This window comes from Aquimarina atlantica (assembly GCF_000626715.1).
GTDB lineage: Bacteria > Bacteroidota > Bacteroidia > Flavobacteriales > Flavobacteriaceae > Aquimarina > Aquimarina atlantica.
This window is the reverse complement of sequence record NZ_AQRA01000005.1, coordinates 383,200-403,975: the sequence shown is the minus strand read 5'-3', so window position 1 is coordinate 403,975 and position 20,776 is coordinate 383,200. Positions and strand designations below refer to the sequence as shown.

The 20,776-nt window shown below is 35.1% G+C and carries 12 protein-coding genes; 7 read left to right on the top strand and 5 right to left on the bottom strand.

Translation table 11 applies throughout. The features are described from left to right. Positions 1-2 precede the first annotated feature (2 nt). Positions 3-1,160, bottom strand: a complete 1,158-nt coding sequence (locus ATO12_RS12995; protein WP_117590045.1) for a TIGR03364 family FAD-dependent oxidoreductase — start codon at positions 1,158-1,160, stop codon at positions 3-5. After that, complete coding sequence (locus ATO12_RS12990) at positions 1,144-2,436, bottom strand: DUF5690 family protein (RefSeq protein ID WP_034242496.1); 1,293 nt, start codon at positions 2,434-2,436, stop codon at positions 1,144-1,146. Before ATO12_RS12990 ends, ATO12_RS12995 begins: the two co-directional genes overlap by 17 nt. Before the next feature lie 614 nt (positions 2,437-3,050). On the opposite strand from ATO12_RS12990, the gene ATO12_RS12985 reads away from it, so the two are divergent. From ATO12_RS12985 to ATO12_RS12970, 4 genes are all read left to right on the top strand, one after another. Beyond that, a complete protein-coding gene (locus tag ATO12_RS12985) occupies positions 3,051-4,661 on the top strand; it encodes a glutamate synthase-related protein (protein WP_034242495.1) in 1,611 nt (536 codons plus the stop codon). A 64-nt stretch (positions 4,662-4,725) separates the two neighbouring features. Continuing rightward, on the top strand, positions 4,726-5,472 hold the full coding sequence (locus tag ATO12_RS12980) for a hypothetical protein (protein WP_034242494.1): 747 nt from the start codon (positions 4,726-4,728) through the stop codon (positions 5,470-5,472). A 5-nt stretch (positions 5,473-5,477) separates the two neighbouring features. Continuing rightward, positions 5,478-5,861: a DUF2721 domain-containing protein gene (locus tag ATO12_RS12975; protein WP_034242493.1), complete on the top strand. Its 384-nt coding sequence runs from the start codon at positions 5,478-5,480 to the stop codon at positions 5,859-5,861. 58 nt (positions 5,862-5,919) lie between these two features. Further along, on the top strand, positions 5,920-7,161 hold the full coding sequence (locus tag ATO12_RS12970) for a cation:proton antiporter (RefSeq protein WP_034242492.1): 1,242 nt from the start codon (positions 5,920-5,922) through the stop codon (positions 7,159-7,161). Positions 7,162-7,212: 51 nt separating this feature from the next. On the opposite strand, the gene ATO12_RS26670 is transcribed toward ATO12_RS12970, so the two are convergent. Beyond that, a complete protein-coding gene (locus ATO12_RS26670; RefSeq protein WP_081802061.1) occupies positions 7,213-7,377 on the bottom strand; it encodes a helix-turn-helix domain-containing protein in 165 nt (54 codons plus the stop codon). 310 nt (positions 7,378-7,687) lie between these two features. Between ATO12_RS26670 and ATO12_RS12965 the strand changes: the two genes are divergently transcribed. Then, a complete protein-coding gene (locus tag ATO12_RS12965) occupies positions 7,688-8,587 on the top strand; it encodes a hypothetical protein (RefSeq protein ID WP_034242491.1) in 900 nt (299 codons plus the stop codon). 78 nt (positions 8,588-8,665) lie between these two features. Here ATO12_RS12965 and ATO12_RS24935 read toward each other — a convergent pair whose 3' ends face one another. After that, a complete protein-coding gene (locus ATO12_RS24935) occupies positions 8,666-14,620 on the bottom strand; it encodes a fibronectin type III domain-containing protein (protein ID WP_081802060.1) in 5,955 nt (1,984 codons plus the stop codon). A 724-nt stretch (positions 14,621-15,344) separates the two neighbouring features. On the opposite strand from ATO12_RS24935, the gene ATO12_RS12950 reads away from it, so the two are divergent. Then, positions 15,345-18,770: an amidohydrolase family protein gene (locus ATO12_RS12950; protein ID WP_034242490.1), complete on the top strand. Its 3,426-nt coding sequence runs from the start codon at positions 15,345-15,347 to the stop codon at positions 18,768-18,770. A gap of 430 nt (positions 18,771-19,200) precedes the next feature. Then, on the top strand, positions 19,201-19,323 hold the full coding sequence (locus ATO12_RS26590; protein WP_262482586.1) for a hypothetical protein: 123 nt from the start codon (positions 19,201-19,203) through the stop codon (positions 19,321-19,323). Positions 19,324-19,742: 419 nt separating this feature from the next. On the opposite strand, the gene ATO12_RS12945 is transcribed toward ATO12_RS26590, so the two are convergent. Continuing rightward, positions 19,743-20,609 (bottom strand): bile acid:sodium symporter family protein, encoded by an 867-nt coding sequence (locus ATO12_RS12945; protein ID WP_034242489.1) that lies wholly within the window; start codon positions 20,607-20,609, stop codon positions 19,743-19,745. Positions 20,610-20,776: the final 167 nt, after the last annotated feature.

The following is a 20,776-nucleotide window of genomic DNA, read 5'->3' as shown; positions in this document are numbered from 1 at the left end:
ATTTATATATTAAAAATTCTTGTAATATTATCTTTTGCAAAGCCTGCACTTCCTGTCATTCCTTTTCCTCCGATCCCAGTTATGATATGAATATTATTACCTATCGTTTCCTGAAACACATCCTTTGTTTTACACTGAGAATACATCCCATACCATCGATGTTGAATATCATAAGTCGGTAAATCAATGATTTTTTTCGCTTCGGAAATCATGAAATTATCTATATCCATATCCAAATCATATCCCAAATCTTCTATATGTTTTGCATCAGCATATTCATGAGAATCTCCGATAATTACAGAACCGTCTGGTGCCTGTTTAAACAAAATATGTACTCCCCATTTTTTCTGAAGCGAATTTGGGTCTTCTTTTGATTTAATTCCTGAAAAGGAAGCACACTCTGTAAATGCTTCATAACGACGTATCGACCATCCTGTTAGAATATTTCCTGGTAATTGATATCCCGATTGAGATTTAGTTTGAAGCATTTGTAATTTTGTTACCTCGAGGTCGCTTTCATTAAAAAGCTTTGGGTATAAGTTTTTAAACTCGTTCCCATTACAGATGATCACTTTTTCTGCTTCAAAAACTTCTTCTGAAGAAGAGGTAATTTTTACTGTTGTATTTGCTTCTTCACAAGAGATCACATTTTGATTAGTAAAATAAGCTAAATCCATATGTTTTATCATAAAATCTTGTAATCGATGAATCATCTCTCTGGACTCTACTGTAACTTCCTCTGGAAAGAATAATCCTGCTTCTATATAATCCGATCGTAATCCCGGATATTTTTTTATACACGCTTCCTTTGTTAATAATACCGAAGCATATTGGTTGTTCTTGTTAATTTGATGAAGCTCTTCGATAAGCTGCACTTCTTCTTGATTTGAAGCTAGATATACAGATCCATTTTCTCTAAGGGTAATATCAAATTGTTGCTGAATCTCTTTGTAGATTTTTAAACTTTCTCTACCATAGGTTTGCCATTTGGTATTCATCCCAGATGGAACTACTTGTCCAAAATTTTGAGTTGTAGCTCCTTGTGGTCTTTTATTTTTTTCTAGTAAAGCTACTTGTAATCCATTTTGTAATGCATGATATGCATGAAACGTACCTAGCACTCCACCTCCTACAACAATGAGGTCATATTTTTTCATAATGTAATTCTGTTTGTATCGTTTTTAATTGCGTTTGATATGATTTTTTGAAGTACAACAAAGATCCCAGTATAATGCATATCCCAAGCAGAGTGATCCCGTATGCACCATATACAAAAAAATCTAGCCAGGTTAAATTCGCTTGTCCAAAATTTTTATAAAGTAAAGCCGTTATGCTTCCTAAATATCCAAAAGAATCTGCTATATAGATTAAGAATCCAGCATTGCCATTTATTTTGAAGGTTGCTATAAATCGATCAAAAAACAAACAATTAAAAGGAACGTAGCAGATGTAAAGTCCAAAACCACAAATCACCATCCAGATAAAAGGGTTTAATATTTCTAACTGAAATAGAAGTGTAGAAATCCCAATACACAGGATACCTGTTAAAATCAAAAGATGGTAGATATATAATGCTTTTGCGTTATTTTTGATATAGAATGTGCTTCCCAAAATCAGTAGTACGACTACCGCAATGATGATTTCTGAAGTAGTATACACCGATATATCTCCCCGATAACCAATACTATCCCAAAGTTCGCGGGCGAAATTATCTCTAAAATCCCTGAATGCAGTTAAGATTGTATAAAACACTACAATTCCTATAATTGGTACAAGAAAGGAGTGAAGCAGTTTTTTTCTATCTATTGAAGACATTGGCCTGCGAGCAGAACGCATTAGCTTATCTTCTTCGGTTGCTTCAGGTAACTTTTCTAACAACCATGCAAAAAATACTAACGGGATTATAAATAATGCCCCTGTAGTTGCCGGCATCCAAAACTGAGATATCCCCCAGGTATTCATAAGATATAAACCAACAGATTTTACAATTCCGCTGGATACAATAAAACTTGAGCATAGTGCTACCCCAAGTATTTCTGTAAATTTTCGCCCCTCTAAATATGAAAAGACGATACCCCAAATCATTCCTAATGGTAATCCATTAAAAAACAAAGCAATTGCATTAAATGGTTGCGGAAGTACGGCAAAAAACAGTAATGCCAATTCTGCTAATAAAATCAACCCTATCAAATAATGTATTCGTTTCCCTGATTTTAATTCAGATATTACTTTAATCCCCAAAAATTTAGACAAAGTATACCCTAATATCTGAGCTATGATCAATATGATTTTGTAATCTATATTGAAAACAGAAAAGCCCTCAAAAGTTGCAACACTAAACGGTTTTCTAAATGCATACATACAGAAATACGCTCCAAAAGAGGCAATACAAGCATGTAAGATAAATTTTAGGTTAGATAATTTAGATTTTTCCAAATTTTTACAATTAGTAAATATTAAAGCTCAAAATTGAACAATATTTTACTATTTGTAAAATCATGAAGTTTAAGAAATATTTACCATAATTTTGATTAATTGTAAAATTCAGATTAAAAATATTTCCAAAGTAAAGATCATTAATAACAAATTCTTAATCTTGAAAAGAGATTAAAATCATTCTAAACGAACCACTACACAATACAAAAATCTATTTTCCCTCATTTCACAAGTAACATATATCACTGATAATCAACGAATAAAAAATACAATTAAAGTATTTTTTAAAAACTAATTGATAGGTAGTATGGTTAGAATTGAGTATTTTTAATACCACTAACTAATAACCTATTTAATAAACCAGAAGGATACTCTATTGTATTACCTACACAGATTATAATAGTATAAACCAAGGCGGCCTATTTACCTTTATACTACAATTTATTTTCACAAATAACAATACCTATAACAAATTGATTATTAATTAGTTTTATCTAAAAAATAAAGATCATTATTATGAACAAATGAAAGTCTTGCTAAAGTTTTGAGACCAAATACAATATTTATTCTAATCGAGATCAAAATAAATTCTACTTAAACTAATAAAAAAATAGATGAAACAACCAATCTTAATAGCACAACTTAGTAATTTAGAGAATAAAGAACCTGCGCATGCCTTGGTAAATGGATTAGATTTGGTCATTGTAAAATATGACGATGAAATTTCTGTATTATATGGAAGATGTTTACATAGAGGAGCACTTATGGCAGATGGTCATATCGATGGGCATAACCTCATTTGTGGGGTACACGGTTGGGATTATCGTTATGACACTGGTGTTTCTGAGTATAACAATAATGAAGTCTTACATAAATTTAGCACAAAAATTGAAGGAGATAACGTATATGTAGATGAAATTGAGATCAACTCTTATATCGCAGATCACCCACAACCATTTAACCGTGAAGAATATCTTGGTGCCTATGCAGATACTCATCCCGAAGAAACCGAACCCTATACAGGTTATATCAAAGAATTGGCCAAAAACGGTTTAAAAAACCTGGGGCATCATGGATTTTCTGCATCTATGGGAGTAGATCGAAATACGTTACCAAAATGGAATGATATCCAATTTTTACCGGCTCAGCTAGCCAAAAGACCTCTACTGGACCACGAAGAAGTAGTCACCAAAGTAATTATCGGCCCCAATGCCAACAAACCCTTATCTATTGATATCCCTTTGTTTGTAAGTGATATGAGTTTTGGAGCACTTTCAAGAGAGGCAAAAATAGCATTATCACGTGGGGCAGAAATGGCAGGAACTGGTATTTGCTCGGGAGAAGGTGGAATGTTACCGCAGGAACAAGAAAGTAACACCAAATATTTTTATGAATTAGCTTCTGCACAATTTGGATTCTCTTGGGATAAACTAGATAAAGTACAGGCCTTTCATTTTAAAGGAGGCCAAGGTGCAAAAACAGGAACCGGAGGGCATCTTCCTGGGGATAAAGTTAGTAAAGAGATTGCAGAAGTTCGAGGGTTACAAGAAGGACAAACTGCAATTTCACCAGCTACTTTTCCAGATTTTCATGGTGTACAAGATTTCAAAAATTTTGCAGATCAGGTACGTGAACGAACGGGGGGGATCCCAATTGGTTTTAAGATTGCAGCCAGTCATATCGAAAAAGATATTCAGTTTGCACTAGATGTAGGCGTAGATTATATAATTCTAGATGGGCGTGGCGGAGGAACAGGTTCTGCTCCTACTATTTTGCGTGATAATATTAATGTACCAACCATACCTGCACTTGCAAGAGCACGAAAATACCTGGACAAAGTGGGCGCAAATGGTGTAACCCTGATCATTACCGGAGGGCTTCGTATTGCAGAAGATTTTGCAAAAGCAATGATGCTAGGAGCAGATGCTGTTGCTGTATCTAACTCTGCTTTGCAGGCAATTGGGTGCCTGGGAATGCGTGCTTGCGGAAGTAATAATTGCCCGGTAGGGATTGCTACACAAAAAGAATCTTTAAGAAGTAGAATGATTATAGAATCTTCTGCCAAACAACTACATAATTATTTTGATGCCACCAATGGCCTTATAAAGGTCATTGCAAGAGCTTGTGGATATGATGATATTTCAAAATTTAATCATGATGATCTTTCAACTTTTGATCATGATATATACCGATTAACAGGTATTAATTATGCCGGTGTTATGTAGAAATTAGTTTAAAACAATAAAAAGAAATTTATCTAATAAAGACGAACTAATAAACCAACAAAATATGACTACTCAAATGCATTTAGCAGCGCAATACCTGGCAGCTGCAGGAATTAGCTTTCTAGAAAAAAAAGGTGATGATAGCCATACTAATCTGGGGTTTTCTATAGAGAAAGGAACTTTATACACCAGACCTTTTAATTCATCCGGAGACTTGCTTTCTCTTAATTACCATCTCTTCGCATTAGAGTGGACCAGTCATAATACAATAAAAACATTGCAATTAAATGGTACCTCGCATGCAGAAGTATTGCAATGGATAAAACGTATGGTAAAAGATAGTAATCTCAATGCACCTTATACCTATACTCTACATTACGAATTACCCTATACAATAACAGATAGTTATATCTATACATCGAAAGATACAAACAGATTATCACAATTGATAGCATATAGAAAATTATCTAAGTTGGCTATTCAAGAATTTTTACAAAACCATCAATTAAGTTCTGAAATTAGAATATGGCCTCACCATTTTGATACAGGTGCTTTTGCCTCATTAGAGGACGAATCTGGGCTCGCCATAGGTCTGGGACTTGCTATTCCTGATACGATGTGTAATGATTATTATTTCTACATCAGTGGATATCAAGGCCATGATGGTCTAAATACTTCTGATTTTAAGCTATTAACAACAGGGAAATGGTATAATGAAGGATTTAAAGGTGCAGTTTTACCCATTTCAGGAGTAGATAAAGCTACAGTTATTGCCTTTTTTGAAGAAGCATTTGCGGCATATAAAAATTAAACACTATGGAACATTGGTATATCCCGGCTACTATAATACCAGGTATTGGGCTTTTGATACTATCTACTTCTAATCTATTAGTTAATCTTAGTACCGAGATTAAAACCTTAATTGTAGAAGTAACGATCAAAGAAGCCCTCATTACACGTAAACTTAAACAGCTTAAATTATTAAACAGTGCTATGGTTTTCTTGTATGTCGCAGTGGCCAGTTTTGTTATTTCTGCATTAGTTTCTGGGATATATAGAAGTGTAGAAACCCGTTTTGACTCTGCCATATACATTACTATAGCAGGCATTATCAGTGCTTTGTTAGGTCTGATTGCACTAATCGTATATTCATTTAGAGCAGTAAAAATTAGGCAAGACCAATTTAATAACAAATGTTAATGCAAAAAAATAATCGATCATGGCTTCAAAAATATATTAATATAAAACCCTAGAAAACATGTTACAATCTTTCAGCATCATTTTTGCTATAGCCGCTTTCTTCAACTTTGTGAATTATAAGTGGCTTAAACTACCTACTACAATTGGTTTGATGCTGATGAGTTTGGCTACGATTCTAATCATAACCATTAGCAAAAGTATTATCCCAGAGTTCTATCAGTTTTTTTGTGATATTGTTACTAATTCTGATTTCAGATCTTTACTACTGGATGGAATTTTAAGCTTTCTTCTTTTTGCAGGGGCATTACATGTAAACATTGACGAATTAGCAAAAGAAAAATGGCCCATCCTTTTATTTGCAACACTTGGCGTATTAATTTCTACTGGTATTGTGGGTGGATTAACCTTTATAGCCGCACAACTAATGGGTCTTAAACTTCCTTTTCTACATGCTTTACTATTTGGTGCATTGATTTCTCCAACAGATCCAATTGCAGTAATGGCGATTCTTAAAAAAGCTAATATTGCTAAAAGTCTGGGTATCAAAATTGAAGGAGAATCTCTTTTTAATGATGGTATTGGAGTAGTTGTTTTCTCAGCAATATTGATTCTAGAAGGGATGGGAGAACATCCTATAGAAGGTTCTATAACCTCTGAAATAGGTAAACTCTTTCTTGAAGAAGCTATTGGTGGAATAATGTATGGAGGAGTACTTGGGTATATTGGATATCAATCTATCAAATCTGTAAAAGACAATCCTCAATTGGCAGTAATGATTAGCCTGGCAATTGTAATGGGTGGTTACGCATTTGCATCCCTTATTCATGTCTCGGGCCCATTAGCTATGGTAGTTGCAGGAATGATGATCGGTAACAAACTAAATATTGCTACAAACAAAGGAGCGACCAGAAAAATGCTCAATGATATTTGGGAAGTACTTGATGATGTTTTTAATGGTATTTTATTTGTACTTATCGGATTAGCTATTCATTTATTAAAATTTGACCTGAGTCATCTTATTCTAGGAAGTATAGCAATCTTGATTGTATTAATTTCGCGATTCATTTCTGTATTTATTCCCTACTCTTTACTCAAACATTCAGAAAATAGCCCTATAAAAACGGTAACTATATTAACCTGGGGAGGCTTAAGAGGAGGGATTTCTATTGCTCTGGCATTAAGTTTGGCAGATAACCCTTCTTCAGAAATAATTCTATATATAACATATGTGGTTGTATTATTTTCTATAATCATCCAGGGATTAAGTATAGGGAAGTTAGTTAGACGATTATACCGCTAAGTTATGTTTGGGAAAACATGAAAAGTGTATACACTATGAAATTAACCAGAATTATATTACATTAGTTATACCGATCAATTTTTCCATATCTTTAATAATCATTGCATTCTCTTTGATTTCAATTACTCCTTCTTCTTTAAAATCATGCAAAACTCTAACCAAAGATTCTATAGATGTTCCTACTATATTGCTATGATCTTTTCTCGATAATTTAATTCAGTTATTCATAGTTGTATCATCATTAAAGAATTCTTTTAATTTTATAAGTCGATAATGCTGTTTTTTCATTCTCACAAGACGTTAATCCATAGATTAAAACCAAAGTAAATAAATACTTAAAAAGATTTGATTTCATAATAAGTTGAGTTTATAATTTTATGTGTTCAAAAGTATAAGCTTGCTAGTATTTTATGTGCTATATCCATCAATCAGGAATATGATATTTATCAATTAATTTATTGACTAATGAGTGGTTTAAACCAGAATAAATCGATATTTTTAAAGTATTAACCATCACACAAAACTCATGACACAATCTTCTGATTTACGCCATAGATTAATTACTATTTTAAAGCTCTCTACTTTTCTTATTTTTTTAGGTAGAGCCTACCAACACCTTGTGTGGGATGCTCCTTATCGAACCTTTTTATGGGATGAAAGTATTTTAAAAGGTAGCGTTGAAACTATTTTCAGTATCACCTGGAACGATTATGTAACTAGCCTATCTGCTGCTAATTCTATTTCTTTTTCTATAAAAGTAATTGGTATCTTTTATCTCATTTGTGCTATCATTACTTTAATGATAAAACCAAGTATGAAAAAAACAGGTAAATTCTTTCTACTTGGTGGAAGTATAGGCCTTTTTATTTTAGCACTTTTGTATTGTAAAGAAAAGTTTTTACATGTAGGACAATTTTTTGAATACACAATTCAATTTATGACTCCGGTACTTCTTTATATGGTATTATTTACTTCTATCGAATTTAAAAAGGTACGCTTAATTGCCCTAATTGCTATTGCTCTTACATTTAGTTGTCATGGCTTATATGCTATTGGATATTATCCCAGACCTGGCAGTTTTATCGACATGACACTTAATACTTTACCAATTAGTGAACCCAGTGCACATGCTATGCTAAAAATTGCAGGTATCCTTGATTTTGTAGTTGCCATTGCTATTTTTATTCCCAGAATATCGTATGCTGCCTTAGTATATGCTTTTGTATGGGGAGGGTTAACTGCTATAGCCCGACTGGTTGGTCATTTTCACATTGCTTTCTTATGGAACTCATTTAGTCAATGGACCTGGGAAATGTTGATTAGGTTACCTCATGGTTTAATCCCTTTGTTTGTGATGATTGCAGATCGTCCTAATTTACGTTATTTAAAGAAATTTTCTTTTAGAAAAACCCCTCAGACTGCATAATTCATTTCATCATTATACTTCATAAAAAAACTGCCTGAACGTATGTTCAGGCAGTTTACTACTAGTAAGAAAGATATTTTATCTTTTAATAAACTTCTTACTTTCCTCTCCTTTTCTTGTTTTAATAACAATGAAATATACTCCAGCATTTAATTTATCAATAGCATAGGTTGTTGTTTCTGATGTAAAGTACACTTTATCAACCACTCTTCCGAACATATCTCTGATAATAGCTTCAGACCTGTTGGCCTTAGCATAATTAGGATATTTGATGTGTAATACACCAGATTCTATCGGATTTGGATGAATTTCCAGTTTTTTCTCTACAAAACTGTTTTCATCTGCTAATGAAATGTCATTTCTTTGAGCCACAGCCGCGATAGTATGTGGATTGTCAATAGTCACAAGACTACCTCCTGCAGGGTTCCAAACATCGATATTGGTAGGTAAAACAAATAAATTGTTATCACTTAACTGCCCTACACTACTCGCATTATCTACTTTAATAGTTCTAAGTTCTATCTTGTTTTTATCTATCCATAACCACTTAAACTGGTTAAAAGACCCTGCTGCTCTTGTCCAGTTTTTGGTATCTGAAGCATTACGTAAGGGAGCTCCCCAACATCCTTCACCAACATAGATCGCTCTCTTTGGATCGGTATCCACCCTTACAAATCCTTCATCACTTCCAGAACCTGTAGAAGGTTTGATTGGCCAGGTGCGTTTCACCACATGAGAATCACTCTCCATGACCAATTGTACGGCATGGGTATAAAAAGGTTTAGACCATGCTTCATACTGATCATTCTGTTCTGATTTACCAGGTTCATGAGGTCTGGTTGCTCTATGGTATTGAGCTACAGCCCAGGTATGATTGGCAGAATTAGATGCTAAATCATTAGCCAACCAGGTTCCCTGTGTACCTGCTGGTGTTACTTCTGTATTTAAGGTATACGTTCTTATCAAATTGCCTCCAAAACTCAATGCATAATATTCTCCTCCTGCAGCAGTAGGGATATCAAAAAGATCTCTAATATCATTAGAACTTTCATGATTACCTCGTGCCGCTACAACCGGAATAATTCTTCCATCAGAACCAATAGTTAATTGCCAGTCATCAAACCAGTTTTGCCATTGAGAACTAGACGATGAACTTGTCATATCTCCTCCAAATAGCACAGCGTGCGGTCTGATCTTGGCAACAAGTCTATTAGCATTTTGTCGTGGAGTACGATTGTTTCGGGAGTCTCCTCCGGCAATAATTGATAATCGAGTATTAGGATCACTAGGCGCAGTTTTAAACCAAAATCTTTTAGAAACTCCTTCACTATCCTTGATCACAAAATAATAAGCAGTATCTGCCTGAAGCCCCGTTAATCTTGCATAATTATTATTCATTCCTTTACTAGAAACTGTTCTATCTACAGTTTTACTAAATGGATATGACGCAGCATTACTTCCAAAATCTGTAGTACCATAATGCACAACTGGATTCGTTCCTCGCACCTGATTCCAACCTATAACCATAGTCGTAGATGTATTATCTCTCCAGGTTAATCGATACTTTTCTGTTGAAGTACTAATTACTGGTGTTTCGATAAAAGTTGCCGTTACAGTTTTGTCTGCGTTCATTGTGACCGATGTCGGGTTGGTATTGCCTGATACATCACCTGACCATCCACTAAAATCCCATCCCGATGCAGCAGTAGCTGTAACAGTAACCGAGGTTCCTGTGTTGTAGGTTCCCGCACCACTTACGGTTCCTTGTCCTGTCGTATTTGTAGTTAAGGTATATTGAACAACATTTGTTGTGGTAACATTAGCTGCCGTACTATTGCCAGATACATTACCTGCAGCATCTTTGGCTCGTACCGTAAAACTATAAGTAGTGTTCGCTATAAGACCATTAACACTATAAGTAGTACTAGTTGAAGAACCAATACTTGCTCCATCCTGATATACATCATACCCAGTAACTCCTGTATTATCTGTAGAAGCATCCCAACTAAGATCTACCGATGTATTTGCAATATTAGAGGCTGTTAAATTTGCTGGCACTGTTGGTGCTTGTGTATCAGGAACAATAGATATGATCTTCACATTATCTATTGCTATATCACTACTCCATCCCGATCCTGTAGTTGCTTTAAATTGTAACTTGATTACAGATCCAGAATATGTGGCAAGAGATACAGTAGCTTGGTTCCAAGCATCTCCCTGACTACCATTCTTCGACCATATCGAAGTATACGTAACTCCATCATCGGTACTTGCCAAAACTTCCATATTGCCCATAGCAGTTCCCTGCATATGATATCCAAATTCTAATGATCCATTAGGAACTCCTGTCAGGTCTATACATGGACTGTTTAGTAAAGCTACTTTATTAGGGCTACCTGCAGGAGTAACATTAGTTGAAGCTTCGGTATACAGATAAAATGAACCGTCTTGACCGCTTGCAGGACCTGTACCATTAGATGGGGTTCCTCCTGAGTCTCGAGTCCAATCGATATCATCACCTGTGGCATTGGTCCAAACTCCTAAATCAGATTCGAAACTCTCGCCGTATGGAAAACTGTTAATCCCAGCACAGGCCGGAGTAGCTGTGGTAGTAACATTAGCAACATTACTACTACCTGATACATTACCTGCTGCATCTTTAGCCTTTACCGTAAAACTATACGCTGTTGAAGCCGTAAGACCCGTAACATTAAAACTAGTAGTTGTAGATGTTCCGATACTATTACCTCCCTGAAAAATCTCATATTCGGTAACTCCTATATTATCTGTAGAAGCAGTCCAGGATAAGTCAACTGTTGTAGCTCCAATAGTAGAAGCTGCTAAATTTGCAGGAGCACTTGGAGCCTGCGTATCAGGTGTTGTAGAAATAATTTTTATATTATCGATCGCTATATCACTACTCCATCCCGATCCTGTAGTTGCCTTAAATTGTAACTTGATTATAGATCCAGAATATGTGCCAAGAGATACAGTAGCTTGGTTCCAAACATCTCCCTGGCTACCATTCCTCGACCATATCGAAGTGTACGTAACTCCATCATCGGTACTTGCCAGAACTTCCATATTACCCATAGCAGTTCCCTGCATATGATATCCAAACTCCAATGAAGTATTTGTAACTCCTGTCAGATCTATACATGGACTGTTTAGTATAGCTACTTTATTGGGGCTACCTGCAGGAGTAACATTGGTTGAAGCTTCAGTATACAGGTAGAATGAACCATCTTGACCACTCGCAGGACCTGTACCATTAGATGGGGTTCCTCCTGAGTCTCGAGTCCAATCGATATCATCACCTGTGGCATTGGTCCAAACTCCTAAATCAGATTCGAAACTCTCGCCATATGGAAAACTGTTAATCCCAGCACAGGCCGGAGTAGCTGTAGTAGTAACATTAGCAACATTACTACTACCTGATACATTACCCGCTGCATCTTTAGCTTTTATGGTGAAACTATACGTTGTTGAAGCCGTAAGGCCTGTAACATTAAAACTAGTAGTTGTTGATGTTCCGATACTATTACCTCCCTGAAAAATCTCATATTCGGTAACTCCTATATTATCTGTAGAAGCGGTCCAGGATAAATCAACTGTTGTAGCTCCAATAGTAGAAGCTGTTAAATTTGCCGGAGCACTTGGAGCCTGCGTATCTGGTGTTGTAGAAATAATCTTCACATTATCGATCGCTATATCACTACTCCATCCTGATCCTGTAGTTGCCTTAAATTGTAACTTGATTACAGATCCAGAATATGTGGCAAGAGATACAGTAGCTTGGTTCCAAACATCTCCCTGGCTACCATTCCTCGACCATATCGAAGTGTACGTAACTCCATCATCGGTACTTGCCAGAACTTCCATATTACCCATAGCAGTTCCCTGCATATGATATCCAAATTCTAATGATCCATTAGGAACTCCTGTCAGATCTATACATGGACTGTTTAGTATAGCTACTTTATTGGGGCTACCTGCAGGAGTAACATTGGTTGAAGCTTCAGTATACAGATAGAATGAACCGTCTTGACCGCTTGCAGGACCTGTACCATTAGATGGAGTTCCTCCTGAGTCTCGCGTCCAATCGATATCATCACCTGTGGCATTGGTCCAAACTCCTAAATCAGATTCGAAACTCTCGCCGTATGGAAAACTGTTAATCCCAGCACAAGCCGGAGTAGCTGTAGTAGTAACATTAGCAACATTACTACTGCCTGATACATTACCCGCTGCATCTTTAGCTTTTACCGTAAAACTATACGTTGTTGAAGCCGTAAGACCCGTAACATTAAAACTAGTAGTTGTAGATGTTCCTATACTATTACCTCCCTGAAAAATCTCATATTCGGTAACTCCTATATTATCTGTAGAAGCAGTCCAGGATAAGTCAACTGTTGTAGCTCCAATAGTAGAAGCTGCTAAATTTGCAGGAGCACTTGGAGCCTGCGTATCTGCGCTTACCACAACTCCGTTAACAATCAATGAAAAATCCTGAGAGCCATTAGTTAGAGTTCCTTTGTGAGTAACTGTAACTGTATAGGTACCAGCTGCTAAAACAGCATCTATCTTTTCGACATTATCTCTAAAATTATCACCTTTTTGAGCAGGATCGGTATAGTTATTAAAACTTCCGTTAGGTACCATTACCCAGGGAGAATAGGTAGCATTATTACCAGTCACACGAACATCTAGGTCATTTACCAATACAGGTGTATTCCCAGAACCTATTGCTCCTGCAGGATCATTCCATACGATAGTCAAGGCTAACGGGGTTGATCCATTAGAAATAATAGTTCTGGTATATGTACTTCCGTTATTTAAGGTTAACTCATCCATAATAGATGTGTTACCATTATTAGTGATTACCTGGGCGGCTCTTTCTGCATTTACCAGTCCCCATCCACTTGCAAAATCAGGACCATCATTGGCCCCCATTTCATCTGCAGTATCAATAATCAATCCTTTAGCTGTAGCAGCCCTCATATACACTCCGTTAATATTTTTATAGTGCTCTTGTAGCAAAGCAATAGTGCCTGCTGTGGCTGGAGTAGACATCGAAGTACCACTCTTAGTACCGTAATCTGTATCATTGGCACTATCAGAAGAATATACCGTAGTACCATTATTAGTAATATCTGGTTTAATTCTCCAATCATCAGAAGGGCCGTAAGAACTAGATGAAGACATACTTACCGAAGAAGGCCCGGTATAGTTTAGTACATCATTACAGTTTCCGACAACCAGTAAATTCTTTGCAAGCTGGTTTGTTTTTACTACTCCATAAGTATTTCCACTATTTCCTGCAGATTTACAATGCAGGTAAAATGGAGCATTATGAGTAACTTCATCCATATCGCGGGCTGTAGCATCATAAACACCTGCCGAGCCACTTGGGGTATTAGAGTTATTAGCCAAAATTCCTCCGGCAGCAGCAAATGAAGCCGCTTCTGTTACCATTCCAGATGCTGTGTAATTTTTTATAGTTGCTCCAGAAGCCATTCCTCTGGCTGCCGGATCGGTACCGCTGGCAATTAATGTGCCTCCTGTATGTGTTCCATGACTGGTAACTGACCCACCATCACCTCCATTAGAGGCTCTGCCTCCAAATTCCTGATGAGTCGGTCTGGCATAACCACTTTCCCAGACACCTATTTCGATGCCGGCACCAGTAAGATTGAGTCCAGATGAACCTCCTGTCCAAATTTTATTTGTACGTCCCGAAGCAGCTGCATCAACATTATCATCATATGCATAAATGGCTTCGCCTTTTTCATTAAAAGAATAAAAAACTCCTAATCGACCATCTGCGGTAGTCTTAGTAAGAGGAACTTTTTGATTTGCAATTTTGGCCCTATTGGCATTATTTACATTATTAGACCTGTCAACAATCCTTTGTAAGGCTTGTAAGTTGGTCTGCTTTTTAATATTCTCTCGGTCATTCTGATTTTGTGCGTTAACGAATATCGAAAACAACAAAAAAGGAATAAGGAGGAATATGCTCTTCCTTGATTTCATGAGTTGATTTTTAATTAAGATTGTGTGTTTAGAAAAATTAGTTTAAGATTTTTATCAGAAAAATCTTTTATGTCCAAAAAAGACATTGGGGTCGGGGAATCATAATTTTCGTTTTGTTACTTCTGGTTTTTCGAGTATTCATAAGTTTTAATTTGGTTACTAATTAAAATGGTTGTGTCTATTTATTATGACGTATTAATCATAATCACCCCCTAGTTCATTATTTTTTTATTTGAATAAAGTTTTTATCATTATATAGATTATAAACCAATACCATAGACTACATCTATCCCGATGGTAGTTGATCATTTTTCTTAAACTGAATTCATTTTTTATAAAGCTGTAGTGCGGTTTTTCCTTTTTCTAACATTTAGGAATATAAATTTGTAATGAATGATCGTATATGAAGGCTGAAGATGAAGGTATTTTACTGGTTCTCATGAGCTTGTGTAGATTTGTGGTTAATAATGATTCAAAAGTACTTTCTTATCATCATTCAAATTCTCGAATTAATCAACCCAAATCCTGATATTTATCAACTATTTTTTTGATATATATCAGTTTGATGACTTCATTAAAGATGATCTTTTTTAATTTCCTTTTAGAGAACTTAAAAAGGTAATATATTTCACAAAACTTTAGTATTTAGGGGCTTGAACAAGAACAACGCTCATCAATTTATTGTTTATATTTACTTTTCAAAATAATTCAACATTCTCAATCAATGAATTCACACATCATTTTAAGGGTTACTTCCCTATTTTTATTTTTATGTACGCTCACTACATTTTCTCAAAATGCTAAAAAAGAAAAAGATTCGATCAAAAAAGCAACTAAGGAGCTTCCTTTAGAACCTGAACGTACAATATCTTTTACAACTGATCAGGGAACCTGGATTTCGCTAGATGTAAGTCCGGATGGAAAAACTATTGTTTTTGATCTTATGGGAGATATCTATTCCATTCCAATTAGTGGTGGTAAGGCAACTCAAATTACTAGTGGTATGGCATATGATGTACATCCCCGATATAGCCCTGATGGTAAATCTCTGGTTTTTATCTCGGATAAAAGTGGTTCTGATAATATCTGGACTCTGGATCTTGCTACCAAAGAAGATCAACAGATTACCAAAGAAGAAAAGCACAATTTCTTTTCTGCGGAATGGACTACCGATGGCGAATATATTGTAGGAGGTAAAGGACGTAGAAATATTAAACTACATATTTATCATAAAGAAGGTGGCTCTGGGGGTCAATTGTTTGATAAACCTAAAGATATTAAAGCTATTGATCCTGCTTTTAGTGCAGATGGTAAATTGTTGTACTTCTCTCAGCGTAAAGGTTCATGGAACTACAATGCACAATTACCACAATATCAAATAGGGACTTATGACATGGAAGATGGTGATATGGCAGTAATAACTTCTCGATATGGTTCTGCTTTTACTCCTACTTTATCTAATGATGGCAATTGGTTAGTGTATGGTACTCGTTTTGAAGAAGAAACCGGGCTTGTATTGCGAAACTTAAAAACAGGAAAAGAACGATGGTTAGCATACCCGGTTCAACGAGATGAGCAAGAATCGATTGCTCCTCTGGGAGTACTTCCGGCAATGTCGTTTACTCCTGATAATAAGAACCTGATTGTTTCGTATGGCGGAAAAATATATGCTGTTTCCGTAGAAAACAACACTGCCAAAGAAATTCCTTTTCAAGTTGATGTAAGACTTGATTTAGGGCCAAAACTAGCTTTCAAATACCCTATAAAAGATACAGAAAATGTATTGGCAACTCAGATTCGTGACGCCAAGCCCTCACCAGATGGTTCGAAACTGGCATTTACTGCATTGAATCGATTATATGTAATGAGTTTACCTAATGGTACTCCCAGGCGTTTAACTACAAATAATTTTATAGAAGCGCAACCTACCTGGTCTCCCGATGGAAAACATATTGTATTCACTACCTGGAAACAAGGAGGCGGTCATTTATTTAAAGTAAGTCATGATGGTCGTTCTGCACCTGTACAATTAACCAAACAACCAGGTATTTATACAAAACCTTCCTGGTCTTATTCTTCAAATAGAATTGCATTTCATCGAGGAGTAGCTCAAACGTATGATGATGCAATTAATCCATTTTCAAATAGAGCACAAGAAGATTTAGTATGGATAAATGCTAATGGAGGTGCTATCAATATGATAGATAAAACAAAAGGAAGGCAAAATCCTCATTTTACCAAAATAGATAATCGTATTTATCTAAGTAGCAATGAAAAAGGGCTAATTTCTATTCGTTGGGATGGATCTGATGAAAAAGAGCATCTAAAATTAACCGGAATCACTACTTATGGTTCTCAAGATATTTTTGGTAAAGATCATCATGAAAGTAACCATAATAGTTTTATTTCTAATGCACTACCATCTGCAGAAGAAGGGTGGCGTGATAAAAGTAAAGCTTCTAAACCATCAGAAATACAAATCTCTCCTGATGGAAAAACTGCACTCGCTTTAATTAATAATGATATTTATACGGTAATTATTCCTCGATATGGTAAAACACCTTCGGTTTCTGTCGCTAAAGTTAGCGGAGCTGCATTTCCTGCTATGAAATTAACCATTATGGGAGGCGAGTTTCCTACCTGGTCTTCGAATAGCAAAAAAGTACATTGGTCCTTAGGTGCAAGTCATTTTAGGTATGATCTGGAAGCAGGGAAAAAGTTTACTGATAGCTTAACTGCTGCCAAGAAAAAAGAAGAAGAACTTAAAGAAACAGAGAGAAAATCTGATACTACAAAAACAGACAAGAAAGAAAATGAAGAAAAAAAGAAAGATCTAAAATTTGAAGCTGAGGAATTTAAAATTAAAGTAAATTATAAAAAGGATATTCCTAAAGGCACTTTATTATTACAAGGAGGTCATATTGTTACTATGAAAGGATATGATGTTATCAAAAAAGGAGATATTCTTATAGAGAACAATAGGATTAAAGCTATTGGTATTTCGGGAAGCTTAACAATTCCTACAGGTACCCAAATCATTGATGTTTCTGGAAAAACATTAGTTCCTGGATTCGTTGATACCCATGCTCATATGTGGCCTAATTGGGGCATACATAAAAACCAGGTATGGATGTATTCTGCGAATCTGGCCTATGGTGTTACCACTACCAGGGATCCGCAAACCGCTACAACAGATGTGCTTACTTATAGTGATATGGTAGAATCTGGTATGATCCATGGCCCACGTGTATATAGTACTGGTCCGGGAGTTGGGTTTTGGAAATATCAAGTCGAAAGCCTGGATCATGCCAAAGATATACTAAAACAGTATAGTGAATATTATAATACCAAGAGTATCAAAATGTATTTGGTGGGTAATCGTAAACACCGACAATGGATTATGATGGCAGCAAAAGAATTAAAACTAATGCCAACTACAGAGGGAGGATTAGATTTTAAACTAAATATGACCCAGCTCCTAGACGGTTATCCCGGTCATGAACACTCCTTACCTATTTACCCTATCTATAAAGATGTTGTAAAAACCGTAGCAGATTCTAAAATGGCAGTAACACCTACTCTATTAGTATCCTATGGTGGCCCCTGGGCAGAAAATTATTATTACTCACGTGAGAATGTTTGGAGTGATCAAAAAATACAATATTTCACACCTTATGAAGAATTAGCACAAAAATCAAGAAGAAGACCAGGCTGGTTTATGGAAGAAGAACATGTATTTAAAAAACACGCAGCATTTATGAAAGACTTGGTAGAAGCAGGTGGTTTGGCAGGAATAGGAAGTCATGGACAATTACAAGGTCTCGGGTTTCATTGGGAATTATGGTCTGTGGGTAGTGGCGGAATGAAAAATCATGATGCGCTTAGAGTTGCTACGACACTTGGTGCTGAAGCATTGGGATTAGATAATGACTTGGGAAGTATTGAGGCCGGAAAACTAGCCGATATTTTAATTTTATCAAAAAACCCATTAGAAAATATCAGAAACACAAATACACTAACTCATGTTATTAAAAATGGAAGAGTGTATAATGCAAATACATTGGATGAAGTGTGGCCAAAAAAACAAAAAGCAGAAACTTTTTATTGGCAAACCAAAAAACCTAATAGATTACCCGGAATTAAGAAATAGGTATGTGAAAATAGAGTTAATTTCTATAAATATTTGGAAAACAATAAAGAAACTATTAATATTTGCATAACAAAATGAGAAATAATAGACTACATATTAATCCTAAAACATTGTATAAACAATGTGGGTCTCGTAGGATACATACATTATCCTTACAATATAGGATGCTATATAGCTATTTTTGATTTTTTTTGAAATGATTTAAAACAAAAACTAAATATAACTCAGGCGTCCAAGAAATTGGACGCTTTTTTTATTCATCTTTTTGATATAAAACAAGCACAAAAATCTAGTCGAAATAATCCTATTAAAGAATAGAACCTTATATAGTAGCAACACATTTTACTCTGATAAATTAAATAATTCGAATAAACTCAGTAAAAAAATTAGACAGATGTATAGAAACTAATTAGCACATAAAAAATATCATTTGGAAAGTAAGCAACAGGGAGACAGACAATTGCAAGAATATCCAAAATCTGTTGAAAAACGGACAGGAATTCTCATGCCTAAAAACAAACATAACAACCTGATTACCAATAAAATAAATTAAAAAAACATTTGGTTTTTAAAAAAATGTTTTGATCTTTGCATCGAAACAATTATCAATCCAAATTAGTATTGATAGCATATATTTAACTAAAAAATTAGAAATGACACCAAGTAATTCACAACATATACTAACCCGTTTTTTTAGTAAACAATCAAGGTATTGTTCTGGAGTGAACATAAAAGGTGTCTATTATATACAAAAGAGAATTATAAGAGTATAACTTATAAACAGATAAGATATAAAAAAGACGCCCTAATAAGGCGTCTTTTTTTGTTGATAAGGTTCATTGACATATTGAAAAAACTAATGTATAAGGTTCTACTACCAGAACCAATATCATATAGTATGTACTGTAGCACAATTGCTAGTACATCCTACTGTCTCTTGGATGTACATCCCGCACTGCGGGATCGGTACTGCTAATTTTCTTGAGTATTACTTTTCTTAATCCCTAAATAAACAGCAATACCTCCTGTAAAAAACATTAATAAGCTATACACTGCAGGAGCAACTGCAAACGAAGTATTTTCAAGCAAGACAACAGCAATAGTTATTGCTAAAGTTCCATTTTGGATTCCTGACTCTATTGCGATTGATATCGCTCTTTTATCTTTAATACTAAATAATTTAGCAGAATAATACCCCACAATCATTGTAATAACATTTAAACATAAGGCAACCATTCCTGCTTGTCGAAAATACGACACAATATTATCTTTTTCTTTAATTGTGATACCTGCAATTACAAGTATAAGTACAATTCCAGAAGCTCGTCGAACGGGTTTAGCCATTTTTAAAGCAAATCGTTCATTATATTTTCTGATTAACATACCTATACCTACAGGAATAATAGTAATTACCAATATCTGAACAATAGTTGTTACTACATCTAATTTAATCATTTGCCCCTCTTCCAAAAAATGAAGAAGTGCAAAATTTATAATAAAAGGTATAGTTAGAATAGTAATAAAGCTACTTAATGCAGTAAGAGTAACAGATAATGCTATATCTCCTTTTGCCAAATGAGATATCAAATTAGATGTTGGCCCGCCCGGGCACGCAGTTAAAATCATAATTCCGATTGCGATCTCGGGTTGAATAGGAAATAAAGATGCTAATGCAAATCCTAATACTGGTAAAATTAGTATTTGATTGGTCAATCCTAACAGTATTGCTTTAGGATATATAAATATTCTTCTAAAATCATCAACAACCAGCGATAATCCCATTCCTAACATTATAATAATAAGAGATAAAGCTAAAATAATTGTCGATATACTATCCATCTTTTATAGTTGTAATTGGAATAAGCAATATAGAAATTTTTGAAGGATATTCTGGTAAAACATCATAAGGAATACGGTATTCCTCAATCATCTAATTACCATCAATTTACAGCTCACCCATACCATAATTAACATATAACATAAAAAAACAAAAACTGATAAGATAG

Bases quoted from the DNA above. Each gene is read 5' to 3' on its own strand.
- ATO12_RS12985 (WP_034242495.1), top strand. From the start codon at position 3,051: ATGAAACAACCAATCTTAATAGCACAACTTAGTAATTTAGAGAATAAA.
- ATO12_RS12980 (WP_034242494.1), top strand. From the start codon at position 4,726: ATGACTACTCAAATGCATTTAGCAGCGCAATACCTGGCAGCTGCAGGA.
- ATO12_RS12975 (WP_034242493.1), top strand. From the start codon at position 5,478: ATGGAACATTGGTATATCCCGGCTACTATAATACCAGGTATTGGGCTT.
- ATO12_RS12970 (WP_034242492.1), top strand. From the start codon at position 5,920: ATGTTACAATCTTTCAGCATCATTTTTGCTATAGCCGCTTTCTTCAAC.
- ATO12_RS12965 (WP_034242491.1), top strand. From the start codon at position 7,688: ATGACACAATCTTCTGATTTACGCCATAGATTAATTACTATTTTAAAG.
- ATO12_RS24935 (WP_081802060.1), bottom strand. From the start codon at position 14,620: ATGAAATCAAGGAAGAGCATATTCCTCCTTATTCCTTTTTTGTTGTTT.
- ATO12_RS12950 (WP_034242490.1), top strand. From the start codon at position 15,345: ATGAATTCACACATCATTTTAAGGGTTACTTCCCTATTTTTATTTTTA.
- ATO12_RS12945 (WP_034242489.1), bottom strand. From the start codon at position 20,609: ATGGATAGTATATCGACAATTATTTTAGCTTTATCTCTTATTATTATA.